The sequence below is a fragment of the Aeromonas sp. EU05-FHT14A05 genome, assembly GCF_058791175.1.
Map to the genome: position 1 here is coordinate 128,587 of NZ_JBYTDH010000001.1, position 18,698 is coordinate 147,284.

The following is an 18,698-nucleotide window of genomic DNA, read 5'->3' on the forward strand; positions in this document are numbered from 1 at the left end:
CCCGGGCCATTGCGCCTATAAAGCCCCATGACTCTTGCCAGGATGACAACAATGAAGACCCATTCCGATGAACTGACCCTGTTTGTGGCCGTGGTGGAGGCGGGCAGCTTTCGCCAGGCGGCGGAGAACCTCGGCATGGACAACTCGGTGGTGAGCCGCGGCATCAAGCGCCTCGAAGAGAAGCTCGCCACCGTGCTGCTCAACCGCACCACGAGGCGGGTCAGCCTGACCGAGGAGGGGAGTTGGTTCTATCAGCGGGCGGTGAAGGTGCTGACCGAGATGAGCGAGGCGGAGAGCCATCTGCTGATGCGCCGAGAACAACCCGAAGGGGTGCTGAGGGTCGATGCCGCCACCCCCTTTATCCTGCACCGGCTGGTGCCCATCATAGGGGAGTTTCGCCGCCGCTACCCCGGCATCGAGCTGCAACTGCACAGCTCCGAGGGCTTCATCAATCTGATGGAGCGGCGGGTGGACATGGCCATTCGCATCGGCGAGCTGACGGACTCCTCCCTGCGGGCCCTGCCGCTCGGGCGATCCAAGCTGCGGCTGCTCGCCTCCCCGGACTATCTTGCGGAGCGCGGCACCCCGCGCCAGCCGGCTGACTTGCTGGCGGGCCACGAGCTGCTCGGTTTTTTGCACCCCGATCACCTCAACCACTGGCCCTTGCTGAGCGCCGAGCAGGGGGACAGGTTCGCCATCACCCCGACCCTGCGGGCCAGCAGCGGAGAGACCCTGCGCCAGCTGGCGCTCAGAGGGCAGGGGATCGTCTGCCTGTCGGACTTCATGACGGGGGAGGACAGGGCGAGCGGCGCCCTGGTGGAGGTGCTGGCCCGCAGCAACAGCGGCGCCTCGCGTCCCATCAACGGGGTCTTCTACTCCGATGCCCAGCGGGACATCCGGCTGCGGGTCTGGCTCGACTTCCTCAAAGAGCAGCTCGGCGCCGAGGCGTTGTAGAGGGCATGCCGACAGTGCCAACCCCCTCCCGGCCTCCCCCTCCACGAGGGGGAGGGGTCATTTTCTCCCATCCCTTGGCAAGGGGAGGGGGCGGAAGGGGCGTTCGCGAGCGCCAATAAGAAGAGGCCGACATCGCTGTCGGCCTCTTTGCTTTTTTCATCTCAAGGAGGTGTCGGTTACCCCATCACTCCTCTTCGGCCCAGCGGCGTGAGCGTTCGACCGCCTTCTGCCAGCCGCTGTAACGTTTGGCGCGATCGGCCTTGTCCATCTGCGGGATGAACTCGCGATCGACGCTGAACTTGTCTTCCAGCTCGTCTGAGCTCTTCCAGAAGCCGACGGCGAGGCCTGCCAGGAAGGCGGCGCCCATGGCGGTGGTCTCGATGCGGGTCGGACGCACCACTGGGGTGTGCATCATGTCGGCCTGGAACTGCATCAGGAAGTCGTTGGCCACGGCGCCACCGTCCACCTTCAGGGCCGCCAGCTTGATGCCGGAGTCCTGCTGCATGGCATCCAGCACGTCGCGGCTCTGGTAGGCGATGGATTCCAGGGCGGCGCGGATGATGTGGTTGCGGTTCGCGCCGCGGGTCAGGCCGACCATGGTGCCGCGAGCATACGGATCCCAGTAGGGGGCGCCCAGGCCGACGAAGGCCGGTACCAGGTAGACGCCGTTGGTGTCGCCCACCTTGGAGGCGAAGTAGTCGGTGTCGCGGGCATCGTGGATGATTTTCAGCTCGTCACGCAGCCACTGGATGGTGGCGCCACCCATGAACACCGCACCCTCGAGGGCGTAGTTCACTTCCCCTTTCGGGCCGATGGCGACCGTGGTCAGCAGGCCGTTGCTGGAACGAACCGGCTCGGTGCCTGTGTTCATCAGCAGGAAGCAGCCGGTGCCATAGGTGTTCTTGGCCATGCCTTTCTCGAAACAGAGCTGGCCGAACAGGGCGGACTGCTGGTCACCGGCGATGCCGGCGATGGGGATGCGGGAGCCGCCGCCACGGGTGGTGTAGCCATAGACCTCGGAGGAGGGCTTGACCTCGGGCAGCATGGAGGCGGGGATGCCCAGCTCGTCCAGCATCCGCTCGTCCCACTTCAGATCGCGGATGTTGTAGAGCATGGTGCGCGATGCGTTGGTTGGATCGGTGACGTGCACCTCGCCGTTGGTCATCTTCCACACCAGCCAGGTGTCTATGGTGCCGAACAGCAGCTCGCCGTTCATCGCCTTCTCGCGGGCCCCTTCCACGTTGTCCAGGATCCACTTCACCTTGGTGCCGGAGAAGTAGGCGTCCAGCACCAGGCCGGTGTTTTCCCGCACGTACTCTTCCAGGCCGCGCGCTTTGAGCTCTTCACAGATGGCCGCGGTGCGGCGGCACTGCCAGACGATGGCGTTGTAGACGGGTTTGCCGGTGGCTTTCTCCCACACCACTGTGGTTTCACGCTGGTTGGTGATGCCGATGGCGGCGATCTGCTCGCTGTGCAGGCCGCTCTTGGCCAGTACCTCGGTGAAGACGGAGGACTGGGTCGCCCAGATCTCCATGGGGTCGTGCTCGACCCAGCCCGCTTTCGGGTAGTGCTGGGTGAATTCGCGCTGTGAGGTCGCGACTATGTTGGCGTCCTGATCGAACACGATGGCACGGGAGGAGGTGGTACCTTGATCCAGCGCGACGACAAATTTCTTTTCAGCAGACATGATGTTCTCCACGTTTGGGGGGACCGCTCTTAGGCGGCGGCCTCTTCTTTATTGGACAGCTTGGCGGCTTCTTCGGTCGCGACACGGTTGCCCGGGACGCAGGGAGCCAGCACTTTCACATACAGAGCGGTACCCAGCTGGGCGCCGACGATGGGGCCGAGGATGGGGACCCAGAAGTAGGGGTTGTCGCGACCGCCGGTCAGGGCCACATCGCCCCAGCCTGCAAAGAAGGCGAACAGTTTGGGACCAAAGTCACGGGCCGGGTTCATGGCAAAGCCGGTCAGGGGGCCGAGGGAGGCGCCGATCACCGCGATCAGTATGCCGATCAGCAGGGCGGCGGCGAAGCCTTTGGGGGCACCGTTGTTGTTGTCACCCAGCGCCATGATGCCCAGCATCAGGACGGCGGTGATCACCAGCTCGACCGCGAACGCCTGCATGTTGGAGAGCAGGGCATTGGGGTAGGTGGAGAAGATGCCGGCGGTGCCGAGGCTCTCTACGCTGCCGCGCACCACGTTGTGGGTCAGTTCCCACTGGGTGAAGAGGTTGCCATAGAGGAAGTAGACCAGGGCGGCGGAGGCGAAGGCACCCGCTATCTGGGCAATGATGAAGGGCACCACCTTGCGCTTGTCGAAGCCGCAGAAGGTCATCAGCGCCAGGGTCACCGCCGGGTTCAGGTGGGCGCCAGAGATGCCGCCGGTCACATAGATGGCGATGGCAACCCCCAGGCCCCAGGTAATGGAGATTTCCCATTGCCCGAAGTTGGCGCCAGCCAGCACCAGGGCGGCCACGCAACCGACGCCGAAGAAGATCAGCAGGCCGGTGCCGATAAACTCGGCGAGGCACTCGCCGAGCAGGGTATTGGGTCTTTGTATGCTCATAGTTGTTATTCCTTATATCCACCCAGAGTAGGTTTGATGTTCCGTTTCGTTATCTTGCATTCCCATTTTTTGCGTCCGAAAACGTTTCTTCTTGTTATTTGAGCTGACGCAAACGTTATGCTCGTTTGCGCTCGTTCTTGGACGAGAGAGAAAATAAACCTTCTGTGCCAATTCACCAGACCCCCGCCACCGGAAATGTGGACAAGATCCCATTCATTGCTAAGAAAATGTGACGAAAAGCAACTGTTAGCGGTGTTAATACTCCTTAGTGGGTAGCTGGATTCCTTGCCCTGCAAGGGCTGGCGGCCGATGAGCGATCACTCATCAGGTGACATTTTTTGTAATAAAACTGCAATAATTTAGCCTTCATCACAGATTGAATGTTCACAAATGAGCACAATAGGCTCGCTTGCGAATAAGGACTCATCTGGTCGCAGGCACGATCGGGGCACCCTCAACCGCCCATAACAACAATAAGGAAGCAGAACATGCTTAGTCTCTTCAGGCCTGCACCCCACATAGAGCGGCTACCGGCCGACAAGGTGGATCCCTTCTACAAACGCATGCGCTGGCAGGTGTTTTTCGGGATCTTCTTCGGTTATGCCGGCTACTACCTGGTGCGCAAGAACTTCAGTCTGGCGATGCCCTACCTCATCGAGCAGGGCTTCTCCCGCGGTGATCTGGGCCTGGCCCTGTCCGGCGTCTCCATTGCCTACGGTCTCTCCAAATTCCTGATGGGGAACGTGTCGGACCGCTCCAATGCGCGTTACTTCCTCTCCGCCGGCCTGCTGCTCTCGGCCGGCATCATGTTCATGATGGGGACAGTGCACTGGGCTACCTCCAGCATCGCCATCATGTTCGTGCTGCTGTTCCTGAACGGCTGGGTTCAGGGCATGGGCTGGCCGCCCTGCGGTCGCACCATGGTGCACTGGTGGTCACAGAAGGAGCGGGGCGAAGTGGTCGCGGTCTGGAACGTGGCCCACAACGTGGGTGGCGGCATGATAGGCCCGCTGTTCATCCTGGGGATGGGCTGGTTCAATGACTGGCGCAGTGCCTTCTATGTGCCGGCTGCTGCTGCCGCCGCCATTGCGGTGATCGCCTTCTTCGTGATGCGTGATACCCCGCAATCCGTTGGTCTGCCCCCCATCGAGGAGTACAAGGACGACTATCCGAAGGATTACAACGAGAGTCACGAGCAGGAGTTTTCCGCCAAGGAGATTTTCGTCAAGTACGTGCTGCACAACAAGCTGTTGTGGTACATCGCCATTGCCAACGCCTTCGTTTATCTCATTCGTTACGGTGTGCTGGACTGGGCTCCGACCTACCTGAAAGAAGCCAAAGACTTCAGCGTGGATCACTCCTCCTGGGCCTACTTCCTCTATGAGTGGGCGGGCATCCCGGGCACCCTGCTGTGCGGCTGGATCTCGGACAAGCTGTTCCAGGGCCGCCGCGCACCGGCCGGTATCCTGTTCATGGTGCTGGTGACCCTGGCTGTGCTGGTCTACTGGCTCAACCCGGCGGGCAACCCCACCGTCGACATGCTGGCACTGGTCGCCATCGGCTTCCTGATCTATGGCCCCGTCATGCTGATCGGTCTCTATGCGCTGGAGCTGGCGCCGAAGAAGGCGGCCGGTACCGCGGCGGGCTTCACCGGTCTGTTCGGTTATCTGGGTGGCGCCGTGGCGGCCAACGCCATGCTGGGCTACACCGTTGACCACTTCGGCTGGGACGGCGGTTTCATGGTGCTGACCGCATCTTGCGTGCTCTCCATCGTGCTGCTGGCAATGACCCTCAAGCACGAGAACATCGCCGTCGCTGCCAAGAAGGCCGCTGCCGACAAGGCATAAAACGTGATCCTGCCCTTATCAGTCCGAAAAGGGATAGGGTACACTGCCAAAGGCCCCGCAATGCCGGGGCCTTTTTTCGTCTCTCAAGCGGAGTGCAAGCGTGAAGCAAACCCAACGACATCTGGAGATCCTGGACGTTCTGACAAGGCAGGGCTTTGTCTCGACCGACGATCTGGTGACCCATTTTGACGTCAGCCCCCAGACCATTCGCCGGGATCTGAACGATCTCGCCGAGCAGAACAAGATCAGGCGCCATCACGGCGGGGCCTCATTGCATTCGAGTACCGTCAATACCGCCTACAGCGCCCGCAAGGTGATGCAGCTCAAGGAGAAGGAGCGGATCGCCCGCGAGGTGGCCGCCAACATTCCGGACGGCTCGTCCCTCTTCATCGACATCGGCACCACCACGGAAGCCATCGCCCGCGCCCTGCTGGACCACAGGGAGCTGCGCGTGGTCACCAACAACCTCAACGTCGCCAGCATACTCACCGCCAAGGATGACTTCACCGTCATCATCGCCGGTGGCGAGATCCGCAACCGGGACGGGGGCATCGTCGGGGAGGCGACCCGTGACTTCATCGGCCAGTTCCGCATGGACTATGGCGTCATCGGCATCTCCGGCATCGACAATGACGGCTCCTTGCTCGATTTCGACTACCACGAGGTGAAGATAGCCCAGGCCATCATCGCCCACTCCCGCCAGGTGTTCCTGGCCGCCGACCACACCAAGTTCGGGCGCAATGCCATGGTCAACCTCGGCAACCTCAACCAGATCCACGCCCTGTTCACGGATCAGGAGCCGCCGGAGAAGCTGATGCGACTGATGTCCCAGCATCAGATAGCCTGCCACATCTGCTGAGTCTCCCCACGCCGCACTAGCATCAGGCCGCCGTCAGGCGGCCGCTTTCTTGCTGCTCTCTCACGGGGCCTTCCCCATGCGGGGCGCCTTGCCCCTGCAACCTCTCTCCTTCTGTCCCTGTGGCGCCGTCTCGGCTGGCCGCTGCCTGCTTGAGCTAAAAACAACGGCTCTCCTCTCGTCCCAGGTGGTCTGCCTCTGGGCAATCTCGGCTTCAGAGCTTGGCTCCTTCGGCCTCGGGCAGTCGCGCCCGCATCCGTTGCGGCAGATTCGCCCTGGCAGTAGGGGCTATGGCGAGGGCTTGGGGCGGCACTCTGTCACCGACCGGCAGCATTTTTAGCATTGTCAGAACAATCGCGATCACATTTCTCTCACGAAATGTTCGTTTATTGGTTTTTCATGTTCTAATATGAGCGAAATCAAACATTGCCGGCATGGCGAACACAAAATAAGAAAGTAGGTGAACATGAGCGAACATTATGATCTGGTCGTCGTCGGCGGCGGCATCAACGGGGTCGGCATTGCGGCGGATGCGGCGGGGCGGGGGCTGAAGGTGGCGCTGTTCGAGGCGCAGGATCTCGCCTCGGCCACCTCGTCCAACTCCAGCAAGCTGATCCACGGCGGCTTGCGCTATCTCGAACATTACGAATTCAGGCTGGTGAAAGAGGCGCTGGCGGAGCGGGAGGTGCTGCTCGGCATGGCGCCGCACATCGCCCGTCCCATGCGCTTTCGCCTGCCGCACCGCCCGCACCTGCGCCCGGCCTGGATGATCCGTGCCGGCCTCTTCCTCTACGACAACCTGGCCAAGCGCGACAAGCTCAAGGGGAGCTGCGGCCTGCGCTTCCTGCCGCAAGATGGCCTCAAGAGCGGCATCAACAAGGGGTTCGAGTACTCGGATGCCTGGGTCGACGACGCCCGCCTGGTGGTGCTCAACGCCATGATGGCCCGGGACAAGGGCGCCGATGTGCAGACCCGCACCCGCTGCGTCAAGGCGGTGCGCGGATCCAAGCACTGGACCCTGACCCTGGAGCGGGAAGGGGGCGAGCAGTTCAACGTCACCTGCCGTGGCCTGGTCAATGCGGCCGGTCCCTGGGTCAAGACCTTCTATGACGAGAGCCTGCACGAGAAATCCCCTCGCGGCATCCGCCTCATCAAGGGCAGCCACATCATAGTGCCGCGCATCCATGAGCGCGAAGAGGCCTATATCCTGCAAAACGAGGACAACCGCATCGTCTTCGTCATTCCCTACCAGCAGGACTACTCCCTGATCGGCACCACGGACGTGGAGCACCATGGCAGCCCGCGGGAGGCGAAGATCAGCGAGGCCGAAATCAGCTACCTGTGCAAGGTGGTCAACGCCCATTTCACCCGCCAGATTGCCCCCTCCGAGGTCATCTGGACCTATGCCGGGGTGCGGCCCCTGTGCGATGACGAGTCCGACTCTCCCCAGGCGGTGACCCGCGACTACACCCTCGAGCTCTCCGGCGAATCCGATGGGGCGCCGCTCTTGTCGGTGTTTGGCGGCAAGCTCACCACCTATCGCAAGCTGGCCCAGGCCGCCTGCAACAAGCTCAAACCCTGGTTCAGCCAGATGGGTGAGGACTGGACAGCCACCAGCCGTCTGCCCGGTGGCGAGTTCGACTGCTCCACCACAGAGCTGGCCCGCGCCTACATGCTCGAATTCGACTGGCTGGACGAGCGCAGCGCCCGCCGCATCGCCGAGGCCTATGGCAGTCATGCCCGTCTCTGGTTGCACGAGGAGCGCGGCCAGCACTTTGGTGCCGGACTGTATGAGTCCGAAGTGCGCTATCTGATCAGCCGCGAATGGGCCCATTCGATGGAAGATATACTGTGGCGCCGCAGCAAGCTGGGGCTGCGCCTCTGTGATGCCGAGCAGCAGCAACTGCACGCCTGGCTGGAGCAACACCATCACGCCCTGCCCAAGGCAAGCTGATGAAGAAGCGGGCGGCCCTTGCCGCCCGCCGTTAAACTGCAATAAACCTCTGCTATAACAACTACCTACATCCAATAAACAATAACAAAGAGCCGTTCTTATGAAACAACCTCACCTCTCCCTGGTGGCCCTTGGCCTCGGGGTTGCCCTCGCATTGCCCGCCCTGGCCGCAGATGACGGCAAGATAGTGATCGCCCACCGCGGCGCCTCCGGCTACCTGCCCGAGCACACCCTGGCCTCCAAGGCGCTGGCCTATGGCATGGGGGCCGACTATCTGGAGCAGGATCTGGTGATGACCAGGGATGACCAGCTGGTGGTGATGCACGATCACTTCCTCGACGGCATCACGGACGTGGCGACGCGCTTCCCCGGCCGTGCCCGTCTGGACGGCCGCTACTATGTGGTGGACTTCACCCTGGCCGAGGTGCGCTCCCTGCGCATGACGGAGCCGTTCCAGCTGGTGGAGGGCAAGCAGGTGCCCGTCTATCCGGCCCGCTTCCCGCTGTGGAAGTCCGACTTCAAGATCCACACCTTCCAGGAAGAGATAGAGATGATCCAGGGGCTCAACAAGAGTACCGGCAAAGAGATCGGCATCTACCCGGAGATCAAGGCCCCCTGGCTGTTCCGCCACGAGGGCAAGGACATCTCCAAGGCGGTGCTGACCGTGCTCAAGGAGTACGGCTATACCGGCAAGAGCGACAAGGTCTATCTGCAGAGCTTCGACGTGGATGAGCTCAAACGCATCGACACCGAGCTGATGCCGGCCCTCGGCATGGACTTGAAGCTGGTGCAGCTGATGGCCGAGACCGACTGGAACGAGACCATGGTCTACGACGCCAAGGGCAAGGCGACCCCCTACGACTATGGCTGGATGTTCAAGCCGGGTGCCATGAAGACCATAGCCGGCTACGCCGACGGCATAGGCCCCTGGAAGCCGATGATAGTCACCGAGCCGGGCACCCCGGGCAAGCCGGTGTTCACCGCCATGGTGAAGGAGGCCCACGCCGCCGGTCTCAAGGTGCATCCCTATACCTTCCGCCAGGATGAGGGGCAGATGCCGGCCTATGCGAAAGACTTCACCGACTTGCTCAACATCTTCCTCTATCAGGCGGATGTGGACGGGGTGTTCAGCGACTTCCCCGACAAGGCGGTGGCGGTCATCAAGGCACACGGCAAATAATAAAAGAAGAGCAACACGGGAACGCAAGCGGGGCCAGGTGCCCCGCTTTTTTATGGCGGCAGGCTGGCCAGGGCGTGATGAGTGTTGGGGTGTAATTATTTGTTTACGATTTTCGTAGCGCAGGGGACCTCTCACACGCTACTTTCTGGCTGTTTTGGTCACGGCAGTGGTCATTAATCCATCTATTGATGCACTGAACCGCTAGTTTCACTTGATTGTTTGTTTTTCCTTGGTAAGGTGAGGGCGGTTGCGTAACAAAGCGCTGACTTGTGTAAATAAATAAATACACCTTGGCGCAATTGGCTTAAATACAGTAGAGAGAATGAGAAAATGCAAAGAGACCCCCTGAACAACATCCATATCCAGTCCGAACAAGTGATGATCACGCCTGCCCAGCTCAAGGAGAAGCTACCCATCTCCGACAAGGCGCTGGCATTCGTGCAAGGGGCCCGCAATACCATCGCCGACATCATCCACCGTCGGGATCACCGCCTGCTGGTGATCTGTGGACCCTGCTCCATCCACGACATGGACGCCGCCAAAGAGTACGCAACCAGACTCAAAGCGCTGCATGATGCCTACCAGGACTCTCTCTACATTGTCATGCGGGTCTACTTTGAGAAGCCACGCACCACGGTCGGCTGGAAGGGCTTTATCAACGATCCGAACCTCGACGGCACCTTCGACGTGGAGCTGGGGCTGCACCGCGCCCGGGAGCTGCTCTGCTGGCTCGCCGAGCTGGAGTTGCCGCTGGCGACCGAGGCGCTGGATCCCATCAGCCCGCAATACCTAGCGGAGCTCTTCTCCTGGTCGGCCATCGGCGCCCGTACCACCGAATCCCAGACCCACAGGGAGATGGCGTCCGGCCTCTCCATGCCGGTCGGCTTCAAGAATGGCACCGACGGCAACCTGGGCACCGCCATCAACGCGCTGCAGGCGGCCTCCAGCCCCCACGCCTTCATGGGGATCAACCAGCAGGGCCAGGTCGCCTTGTTGCAGACCCAGGGCAACCCGGATGGCCACGTGATCCTGCGCGGCGGCAAGCACCCGAACTACGACTCCGTCAATGTGTCGCTGGCGGAAGAGGCGCTGGAGAAGGCGGGCCTGCTGCCCGGCCTGGTGGTGGATTGCAGCCACGGCAACTCCAGCAAGGATCACCGGCTGCAGCCCAAGGTGGCGGACAACGTCATCCACCAGATCCAGGAGGGCAACCGCTCCATCATAGGGGTGATGCTCGAATCCAACCTGTTCGAGGGCAACCAGTCCAGCGAGCAGCCCAAGTGCGAGATGCGCTACGGCGTCTCCATCACAGATGCCTGCATCGACTGGGAGACCACGGATGCGCTGCTGGCCCGCTGCCACAGCCAGCTGGCGGCGCCGCTCAAGGGCAGAACCGCGCTGTAAGTCGTGGTATCTTGTCGTAACTGATTGAACCATAGAGGTATCACTGCCCACGCAGTGATACCTTGTTGCCTCTTGAATCACAGGGCGCCGCCGCCTGCGGCGCCGGCAGGGACTGGATATGGCTGAAGAGTTGAATGCCCTCAGGGACAAGATAGATGCGGTGGACAGGCAGCTGATTGATCTGCTGGCCGCCCGTCTGGCCCTGGTGGGGGAAGTGGGTGAAGTGAAGAGCCGCCACGGCTTGCCCATCTATGCACCGGACAGGGAGGCGAGCATGCTGGCCCGCCGCCGGGCCGAGGCCGAACTGCTGGGGGTGCCCGGGGATCTCATCGAGGATGTGCTGCGCCGGGTGATGCGCGAATCCTATATTCTGGAATCCGCCAGCGAAAAGGAGAACCACTTCAAGTGCATGAAGCCGGATCTTGGCAAGGTGGTCATCATCGGCGGCCAGGGCCAGCTTGGCCGCCTGTTCGGCCAGATGTTCGGCCTCTCCGGCTACCGGGTCGAGACCCTGGAGCAGGGGGACTGGCCGCGCGCCGACGAGATCCTCGCCGATGCGGGTCTGGTGATGGTGGCGGTGCCCATCGACATCACCTGCCAGATCATCGACCGGCTCGGCAAGCTGCCTGCGGATTGCCTGCTGGTGGATGTGACCAGCGTGAAGGCGGCGCCGCTCGAGCACATGCTGGCGGTGCACCAGGGGCCTGTGCTGGGGCTGCACCCCATGTTCGGACCGGATGTGGCGAGCCTTGCCAAGCAGGTGATCGTCTGCTGCCAGGGCCGCGACCCCGCCGCCAGCCAGTGGCTGCTGGATCAGATGACCATCTGGGGCGCACGGCTGCAGCAGGTGGAGGCCAAGGCTCACGACGAGGCCATGACCCTCATTCAGGCGCTGCGCCACTTCGCCACCTTCGCCTACGGCTGGCACCTCTCCCGGGAGCAGGCCAACATCGACCGCCTGCTTGCCTTGAGCTCCCCCATCTACCGGCTGGAGCTCGCCATGGTGGGGCGGCTGTTTGCCCAGGATCCCCACCTCTATGCCGACATCATCCTCTCGTCACCGCAGAACCTCGCGATGATCCGCCGCTACTATCAGAACTTCGGCGAGGCGCTGGGTCTGCTGGAGCGGGGGGACAGGGACGGCTTCATCGAGGCCTTCTCGCAAGTTTCCAGCTTCTTCGGCGAACATGCCGACGAGTTCCTGCGCGAGAGTCGCACCCTGCTGGCCCAGGCCAACGACCGTCGTCACCATGGCTGACGGCACACATCCATAAAAAAGGGGCCGCTTGGCCCCTTTTTTCATGCTGATCAGGCTGAGGCCCGGCTACTCGGCCGATGGCAGCCGCAGATCGGCGCCATCCCACCCCAGCGGCAGGGTGAGCAGCTGATCGATGAGCTCCCGGCGATCGGATTTCTCCAGATAGGCGAGGTAGAGCGGGCGGCTCAGCGCCTGTCCCCCTTCCACCAGGTGCAGTTGTCCCTGCTCCAGGAAGGGGCTCACCATGCGCCGCGGTAGATAGGCGGCGCCCCCGTTGGCCAGCACGAACTGCAGCGCCATGCTGGCCGAACTCGAGTGCAGCACCGGGGTCTTCTGCAGGCTCTGCAACCGGCTGGAGGGGGGCTCGAAACTGGTGCCCCAGTCGAGGTGAATATGGGGCATCTGCATCAGGCTGTCCGCATTGGCGGCCGGCTCCCGGCTCACCAGCTCGAACACCAGCTCGCCTATGGGATGCAGGGCTATCTCGTCTATCTTGGTCGGCTCGGAGAGCAGGGCGAGATCGAGGGAGCGCTCCAGCAACTGGCGGCACAGGTGCTCGCGAGACGCCGTCTCGAGCCGCACCGCGAGACCGGGGGCCAGGGCATAGACGTGGTTGAGCCAGTCATTGAAGTCGAGCTCCCAGAACACCGCGGGTGCACCTATGGCGAGCTGCTGACTGAAACCGGGGGAGAGGGCCACGTCCTGCTTGGCGCGGCCCAGGGTATGCAAGATGGCGTCTGCATAAGGCAGCAGACGCTCACCGGAGGCGGTCAGACGGATGTTGTTGCGATGGCGGGCAAACAGGCTGACCCCGAGTTGTTGCTCGAGCTGGCGGATCCGAAAGCTGACCGCCGACTGGGTCAGGTAGAGATTCTCGGCAGCCCGGCCAAAATGCCGGGTCTTGCTGACCTCGATGAAGGTCCGAAGCAGCTCGGTATCCATTAATCGAGGGACTCGTCGCTGCCACCGCCGCCACCGCCCTCAAAGCTGCCGCCCGCATCCTCATTGGCGCCACCTGCGACTGTGCACAGACGGTGCACCCGCTTGGGACCAATCACCTTCAGGTACTTGAACCATACCTTGGCGTGGGGGTTGCTGCCGGCTGCGCCAGACTTGACCTGCTCGATGAAGGCGCTTTCTACGTCATCGCGGGGGGCCAGGTTGCCCTGATAGAGCGCCAGCATCACTGTGCCGTACTTTTCCAGACTGTCCGCTTCGGCCACGGTGAATTCGCCACTGCGACGCAGGCCACGGGGAAAATGTTTGAAGTCGTTGAAACGCTTGTCTGATTCGAAGCTCATAGTGCTCTTGTTCTGGTTAGTTTGACCTTTGCGGGCAAGTATCATCAGGCCGTCGCAGAGTGCAAAATCAATTTTCTTACTATGTTAATAAATATCTTTTATCGAACAGCCTTTGTCTCATCCCGAGGGAGGATTTTGCGGTCCACAGCACAAAAAGCCTGAAAAATAGTGGAGTTATGTCAGGTTTTGTACAGCTGGACCCGGTCTCTGCGGGGTGAAAACAATAAAACAAAGGCGCCATACGGCGCCTTTGTTTGTTCATGGATTGGCTGAACCTGAGCGTCGGGCACTCATTCAATCATGGCTGGCTGCGCCAGGTTGTCGGCACGCCACAGACGGTAGCGCACTTCATACTCCTGCGGCACATAGATGACGAACGGCAGCTTGGAGTTGTAGTTCACGAAGAAGCCCTGACCATAGATCTGGACGAAGCTCTCTTTCTTCTGGCCATCCGGGCAGGCCATCAGGGTGCTGACAGGACCCGAGACCTGGCCCAGGGTCAGGTAGTTGTAGCCCCAGCCCTTGACGCTGTGCTGTTCCAGGTTGCCGGCGAAGCGGGGCAGGTTGCAGTCCACCAGCATCTTCTTGCCCACTTGCAGCTCGACCATCATGTCGGCTTCGTTCTCGACTTCCGGCAGGCGGATCACGACACGTTCCTGGTTCACTTCGGCGGCAGGGAACATGCTGATATCAAATTTTTTCGGTTCGGCGGCGAAGGCATGGCCGCCCAGTAACAAGGCGCCCAGCAGGCTAAAACGCAATACGGTTTTCATCTGTACCTCATGGGATTGGTTCAACGCCGCTAGACTAACCGCTCTGCCCGTTTCACGCCAGCGCTCCGGCGCGCAAAACCGGCCTGAACCGGCACAGAGTGACGTAATTTGATGCTTTTTTGACGCCTTCCACCACAAAGGGGCCATTCGGGAGTAAACCGGGCAGGGGAGTCCCCGCCCGGACAGTTCACCTTACTAGCAGCACCTGCTTTGCCCAGGAACCGGGGGCCCGCATGCCGACGGCGCCACTGGTGATGTCCAGATAGGCGACGCCCTTGCTGGCGGGTACCGGGGTCGAGGACCAGAGGTAGACATAGCCGTCGTTCACCTCCTTGCCGTCACCGGCCATGGCGCGGGGGAAGAGGGTTTCGTTGAGGGCGGGTTTGTAGCAGGCGGACTCCAGTATGCTGGTGAGCTCCTTGATGGTCGGCAGACGCCAATCGGTGTGGCCGCCGAAACCGTGGAGGGCATGGCTCGGCTCGGTGCGGATCCGCTCTGCGGTCAGCAGGGCCTGCTGCCAGTAGAGCCGGGTCGGCTCGCCGCTGCAGCTTCCCTTCTGCCAGCTTTGGCCGAGCTGGCAGCGCATCCAGGTGAGGCCGGAAGCCCGGTCGGTGACGGTGCCGTTGCCGCGATCCAGGAATCGGGAGCTGGGGCTGGTGCGCGGCAGGCTGTCGTCGCAGATGGCGATGGCCAGGGCGAGGGGGCTGCACAGGGTCAGCAGTAGGGTCAACATCAATCGATTCATCGGGTTACCTCCGCCACCAGTCGCAGTTGCAGACCGTTGGCATCATCGCTGTTTTGAACTGTGGTGGCGTAGTCGGTGCCGGCGTCATCGCCGAGGAAGATATGGGCGATGGCGCTCAGGGGGGCGCTCTCGAGGCGTCGGGACGGAGTCAGGGTCTGGCTCCAGTAGTAGCCGCTGAAATCCTTGGTCGTGGTGCCGACGTCGGGGAAGTAGCGCACATCCAGGCTGACCAGCTGGCCATCCTGGCGGGCGAGGGAGCCGTAGTGCTGCAGGCTCATCAACTCGCGGGAGTGGGGCAGACGCCAGCCCTGGATGCCGCACAGCTGCTGCGCATCGAGCCATTGGCGATACTGCTCGGTGGTGCAGATGACCTCCCCCTCGGGGCAGGCGTAGTCCAGCTCCTCCTGGGTGGGCACATAATCGCCGAGGGCCCAGGCGAAGGTGCGGTGCTTGTCTCGCGGACTGTCCGGATCATCGAGCTTCTTCTCCCAGATGAGGCCGGTGTTGAGATCCTCCACGCACTCCCACTCGTCGGCATTGTCCGCCAGGGGCTGCCCCTTGCCGTCTAGCTTGCGATAGCGCAGGGGCGCCTGGCCCAGGCTCGCCTCCTGACCCGGGTGATCCGCAGGCTCCTGGGTCAGCAGGTAATCCACCCCGTCCGTGTAGGTGGTGACGCCGCCGGCGGTCACCAGGGCCCTGGGTTGCTGCTGCATCAGCACGCTGGCGAGTCGACTCTGCTGGCTCAGCAGTTCGGGACTGGCGGCAAAGTGGCGGGCGAGCTCGGGCAGCAGGGTGACCAGCCCCTGCCAGATCTGGCGTTGGCGCTCGCCGGTGACAAGACCGGGCAGGCTGGCGGCGTCATCCCGTGTCGCCAGGGCGAGCGCCTCCAGAGCCCTGTTGAACTCCTCCAGCTGCACCAGGGCCGCGAGTCCCTGACCCGGTTGCAGGGGCGCAAGGGCGAGCAGCAGCTCGGCCAGGGCCTGGGCAGGCGGTATCCCGTCCGCGACCCGGGTCTGCAGCAGCGTGCTCAAGGGGGTGGGGGTGAGGTGCTGATCGTCCAGGCGCGCCGCCGGGTGGGTCAGGGTCAGGGCGCCCGGCTCCCGGGGGAGGAACAGCAAGGGGCTGGTGAGCAGGCCCGGGGCGCTGGCGCTCAACTGGCGCGCGCCAGCCTCGCCACTGACCACGGGCTCGCCTGGCTCGCAGTTGTCGTTCTGGTTCTGGTTGACGCACAGGGTGCCCGCTGCGGGCAGGTTGACCGTCAGACGGTAGTCCGGCGCGGTCAGGGGCGCCTCATCGGATCCGCCACCACCACAGGCGCTGAGCAGGGGGGCCAGCAGACAGGCCAGCGGGGTCATTCTCATCTTCATTTCTTGTCCTTGGAGGGGCCTTGGCCCCTCTTTGCTTATATGGGGATGGATCAGCCGCGACGGCAGAGGCGGCGCCAGAGGGTGAGCGGCAGCAGCCAGAGCAGATTGACAGTGCCGCCCCCGCTGCTGTCCGCGGTGTCGAAGTGGATGATGCCGTCATCCGGCGGGGCGACGGGCTCACCACACTGGGCGCCGGTGCGCTGGCTGATGCTCCAGCCGTTGATGCGCCCCTGATGGCCCGGCTTGCTGTCCACCACCTCCAGGGTCCAGCGACCGGCCAGCGGCTCTCCCACCAGGGGGGTGAAGGGCTGCAGGGGCAGCAGCTCGGTGGGGAAGACCCCCTTGAGCCGTGGCAACGGGCTGTATCCCTTGTCCCAGATCTGGATGCGGGTGCCTGAGGGGGAGTTGAGCCAGATCTCCAGCTCATCAAGGGCCTGGTGTTGCAAGTCCAGGTTCAGCTGCAGGCGATCGCTCACCCGGGCGTCGCTCTTCTCCAGCACCAGGCTGGTTTCGCTGATGCCGCGTACCTCCTCGCTCTGGGCATCCTTGAGGGTCAGCGGCTGGCCGTTGGCCCGGCTGATGACGGGGGTGCCTATGGGCAGGGTGAGGGACTGCTGCCACTGACGCTCGGTCGGGCTGGTGCCGCTCATGGCGAGGCTCACCGGCAGGCTCACCTCGTCGCCACAGGCCAGCGGGCTGGCGGCCAACAGGCGCACTGTGGTGGTGAGGCTGGCGCCGGCCGCCAGGGTGGTCGCTGACCAGGCCAGGGGATCGGCCTGCAAACCGGCGGGCAGGGACAGGGTCAGGGCGTTGAGGGTCACCGGGCTGCTGCCGGCGTTGCTGAGGTCCAGCTGCACCGACTGACGCTGCCCCAGCGCAAGGGCGCTGCCCTCGGCCAGGGCGACGTTGACGGGGGCCTGCAGCAGGCCGTGCTGGCGAAACGCCTGCTCCAGATGGCGAGCATAGGAGCGCGCCGGATAGAGGCGCGCCGCCGTGTCCACGGTAATGCGGGCCAGCTGCGGCATGCGGATGGCGGGCCCCAGGCCGAAGTGAGACTCGATGACGAGGCGATCGAACTCGTCCCGCGCCCCTTCCCCGTGCTCGGCCACCGACGCCAGCAGGGCCTGGAACAGCGGGGTGCCCCACAGCTGATCCCCGTTGCTGCCGTTGATGGTGCGGTGGGCCGGGTAGTTGTAGTCCGGGTGGTAGCGGGCCCGAGCATCGTCCAGCTGGCGCGGGGTGCGGTCGGTGAAGCGGGCATCCCAGTTGAACACCATGGCGGGTTCGAACTGGCGCCCCGCCTCGCTGCGCTGGCGATGGCTGGCGGCCAGGAAGTCGCCGAAGCCCTCGCCGATGGCGCCCCAGTCCCCCTCTTCCCCGAGATCCGGCAGGATGTGGTGCTGCACCCCGTGGCCGAACTCGTGCCAGATCACCATGGGATCCTCGGCATCGGGGACGCCGCTGCGGCCCAGCTCCAGCCTGCGCTCGAACGGATCGTAGAGGGAGTTGTCCTGATAGCCTGCATCCGTGTCGACGTCGAGGGCGCCGGGGATGAGGTCGGTGAAGCCGAGGGCCTTGAGGTGGCGCTGGGCGAGATCCAGGTGGTAGTAGGCGTTGATGTCGGCAAAGCCCGGGTCGTCCCGGGTCAGGCGAAAGGACTGCTGGCTGTCTGTTCCGTAGGGGGCGGTGGTGGGCTCGATGGCATCCACCACCCTGGCATGGGGGCCGCTCAGCACATAGTCCGAGCCCTGCAGGCTGACCGGCAGGGAGACCTTGTCCTGATAGGCGGCATCCGCCAGCACCAGGGCCTCGTGCCAGACCAGGCTGGCGTCTTGCAGCTGGGTGCGGGGATCGGGATCGAACACCCGCGCCAGGACGCGCTGATCTCCCGCATCCGGGGTACGCTGCGCCTGGGTGCTCGCCTGATCGCCCCAGCGGCCGAGCTCGCGGTCCCCCTCGCAACTGGCAAACAGCTGGACCCGGGTGGCCTTGGCATTGCCCTCCTTGTGCTCGCTCACCCGCTGGCGCAGGGCCGGCACCAGGGTGTCGCCGTCACGCCAGTACCAGGCTTCGACCGGCCCCAGCGGGTCTATCTGGCTGCCGTCGGCGCGCAGCAAGTCCAGCAGGGGATCCAGGCTGGTGCTGGCATCGCAGCCGGGCGCAGCGCTCTGCAAGGGGCGCAGATTGTGATAGAGGCGCCAGGGTCTGCCGGCGCCGTCTATGCTGACGGCGGCCTGGGTGGTGGCCACCGGCAGGCCGTTGACCAGCATGCGGAAGCTATGGTGATGGCCGAGCAGGCTGGCCCTGTCGTAGTCGGGGGCGAGCGTCACGCCGAGGCGCTGCTCCAGCCAGGCCTGGGGCGTGGTGGTCAGGGGGGGCTCATCGACAAACTGCAGCTCGGCCGCCAGCAGGGGCTGGGGGAGCAGGGCTGCCGCCAGCCAGAGGGCTAGGGAGGAGGGTTTCATGGGCGACTCCAAAACAGAAAAGGTGAATG

15 protein-coding genes are annotated in these 18,698 nt (G+C 63.3%); 7 read left to right on the forward strand and 8 right to left on the reverse strand.

Annotated features, from left to right (window positions below; all coding sequences use genetic code 11):
* Positions 1-51: 51 nt before the first annotated feature.
* Complete coding sequence (locus tag AC3WR3_RS00625; protein ID WP_392460211.1) at positions 52-954, forward strand: LysR substrate-binding domain-containing protein; 903 nt, start codon at positions 52-54, stop codon at positions 952-954.
* 184 nt (positions 955-1,138) lie between these two features.
* Here AC3WR3_RS00625 and glpK read toward each other — a convergent pair whose 3' ends face one another.
* Positions 1,139-2,641 carry a glycerol kinase GlpK gene (gene glpK / locus AC3WR3_RS00630; protein ID WP_139435909.1) on the reverse strand — a complete coding sequence of 501 codons (1,503 nt, stop codon included), beginning with the start codon at positions 2,639-2,641 and terminating at the stop codon, positions 1,139-1,141.
* Positions 2,642-2,670: 29 nt separating this feature from the next.
* On the reverse strand, positions 2,671-3,519 hold the full coding sequence (locus tag AC3WR3_RS00635; RefSeq protein WP_042648340.1) for an MIP/aquaporin family protein: 849 nt from the start codon (positions 3,517-3,519) through the stop codon (positions 2,671-2,673).
* 488 nt (positions 3,520-4,007) lie between these two features.
* Here AC3WR3_RS00635 and glpT point away from each other — a divergent pair, with 488 nt between their 5' ends.
* The 6 genes from glpT (at position 4,008) to tyrA (ending at position 12,018) form a co-directional block, all read left to right on the forward strand.
* On the forward strand, positions 4,008-5,366 hold the full coding sequence (glpT, locus tag AC3WR3_RS00640; protein WP_139435903.1) for a glycerol-3-phosphate transporter: 1,359 nt from the start codon (positions 4,008-4,010) through the stop codon (positions 5,364-5,366).
* Between the two features lie 100 nt (positions 5,367-5,466).
* Positions 5,467-6,225, forward strand: a complete 759-nt coding sequence (locus AC3WR3_RS00645; RefSeq protein ID WP_005328190.1) for a DeoR/GlpR family transcriptional regulator — start codon at positions 5,467-5,469, stop codon at positions 6,223-6,225.
* Positions 6,226-6,688: 463 nt separating this feature from the next.
* Positions 6,689-8,176, forward strand: a complete 1,488-nt coding sequence (gene glpD / locus AC3WR3_RS00650; RefSeq protein WP_202046248.1) for a glycerol-3-phosphate dehydrogenase — start codon at positions 6,689-6,691, stop codon at positions 8,174-8,176.
* A 100-nt stretch (positions 8,177-8,276) separates the two neighbouring features.
* The gene (gene glpQ, locus AC3WR3_RS00655; RefSeq protein ID WP_492290874.1) at positions 8,277-9,356 is read left to right on the forward strand and encodes a glycerophosphodiester phosphodiesterase; all 1,080 of its coding nucleotides are present in this window, start codon (positions 8,277-8,279) and stop codon (positions 9,354-9,356) included.
* A gap of 330 nt (positions 9,357-9,686) precedes the next feature.
* Positions 9,687-10,760, forward strand: a complete 1,074-nt coding sequence (locus tag AC3WR3_RS00660) for a 3-deoxy-7-phosphoheptulonate synthase (RefSeq protein ID WP_202046246.1) — start codon at positions 9,687-9,689, stop codon at positions 10,758-10,760.
* Positions 10,761-10,878: 118 nt separating this feature from the next.
* Positions 10,879-12,018: a bifunctional chorismate mutase/prephenate dehydrogenase gene (gene tyrA / locus AC3WR3_RS00665; protein WP_265436810.1), complete on the forward strand. Its 1,140-nt coding sequence runs from the start codon at positions 10,879-10,881 to the stop codon at positions 12,016-12,018.
* Positions 12,019-12,084: 66 nt separating this feature from the next.
* Here the strand turns inward: tyrA and hdfR are convergent, their stop codons facing one another.
* The 6 genes from hdfR to AC3WR3_RS00695 all read right to left on the reverse strand — a co-directional run bounded on the left by hdfR (position 12,085) and on the right by AC3WR3_RS00695 (position 18,669).
* Positions 12,085-12,960 carry an HTH-type transcriptional regulator HdfR gene (gene hdfR / locus AC3WR3_RS00670; protein WP_025326467.1) on the reverse strand — a complete coding sequence of 292 codons (876 nt, stop codon included), beginning with the start codon at positions 12,958-12,960 and terminating at the stop codon, positions 12,085-12,087.
* On the reverse strand, positions 12,960-13,319 hold the full coding sequence (locus AC3WR3_RS00675; RefSeq protein ID WP_005328181.1) for a MaoP family protein: 360 nt from the start codon (positions 13,317-13,319) through the stop codon (positions 12,960-12,962). The genes hdfR and AC3WR3_RS00675 overlap by 1 nt, the downstream gene beginning before the upstream one ends.
* 290 nt (positions 13,320-13,609) lie before the next feature.
* Positions 13,610-14,092 (reverse strand): serine protease inhibitor ecotin, encoded by a 483-nt coding sequence (gene eco, locus AC3WR3_RS00680; protein ID WP_005328180.1) that lies wholly within the window; start codon positions 14,090-14,092, stop codon positions 13,610-13,612.
* A 187-nt stretch (positions 14,093-14,279) separates the two neighbouring features.
* Positions 14,280-14,837, reverse strand: coding sequence for an Lcl C-terminal domain-containing protein (locus AC3WR3_RS00685; RefSeq protein WP_492290875.1), 558 nt, complete (start codon positions 14,835-14,837; stop codon positions 14,280-14,282).
* Positions 14,834-16,192 carry an Lcl C-terminal domain-containing protein gene (locus AC3WR3_RS00690; RefSeq protein ID WP_492291154.1) on the reverse strand — a complete coding sequence of 453 codons (1,359 nt, stop codon included), beginning with the start codon at positions 16,190-16,192 and terminating at the stop codon, positions 14,834-14,836. Before AC3WR3_RS00690 ends, AC3WR3_RS00685 begins: the two co-directional genes overlap by 4 nt.
* A 62-nt stretch (positions 16,193-16,254) precedes the next feature.
* Positions 16,255-18,669, reverse strand: coding sequence for a proprotein convertase P-domain-containing protein (locus AC3WR3_RS00695; protein WP_492290876.1), 2,415 nt, complete (start codon positions 18,667-18,669; stop codon positions 16,255-16,257).
* Between the last annotated feature and the right edge of the window lie 29 nt (positions 18,670-18,698).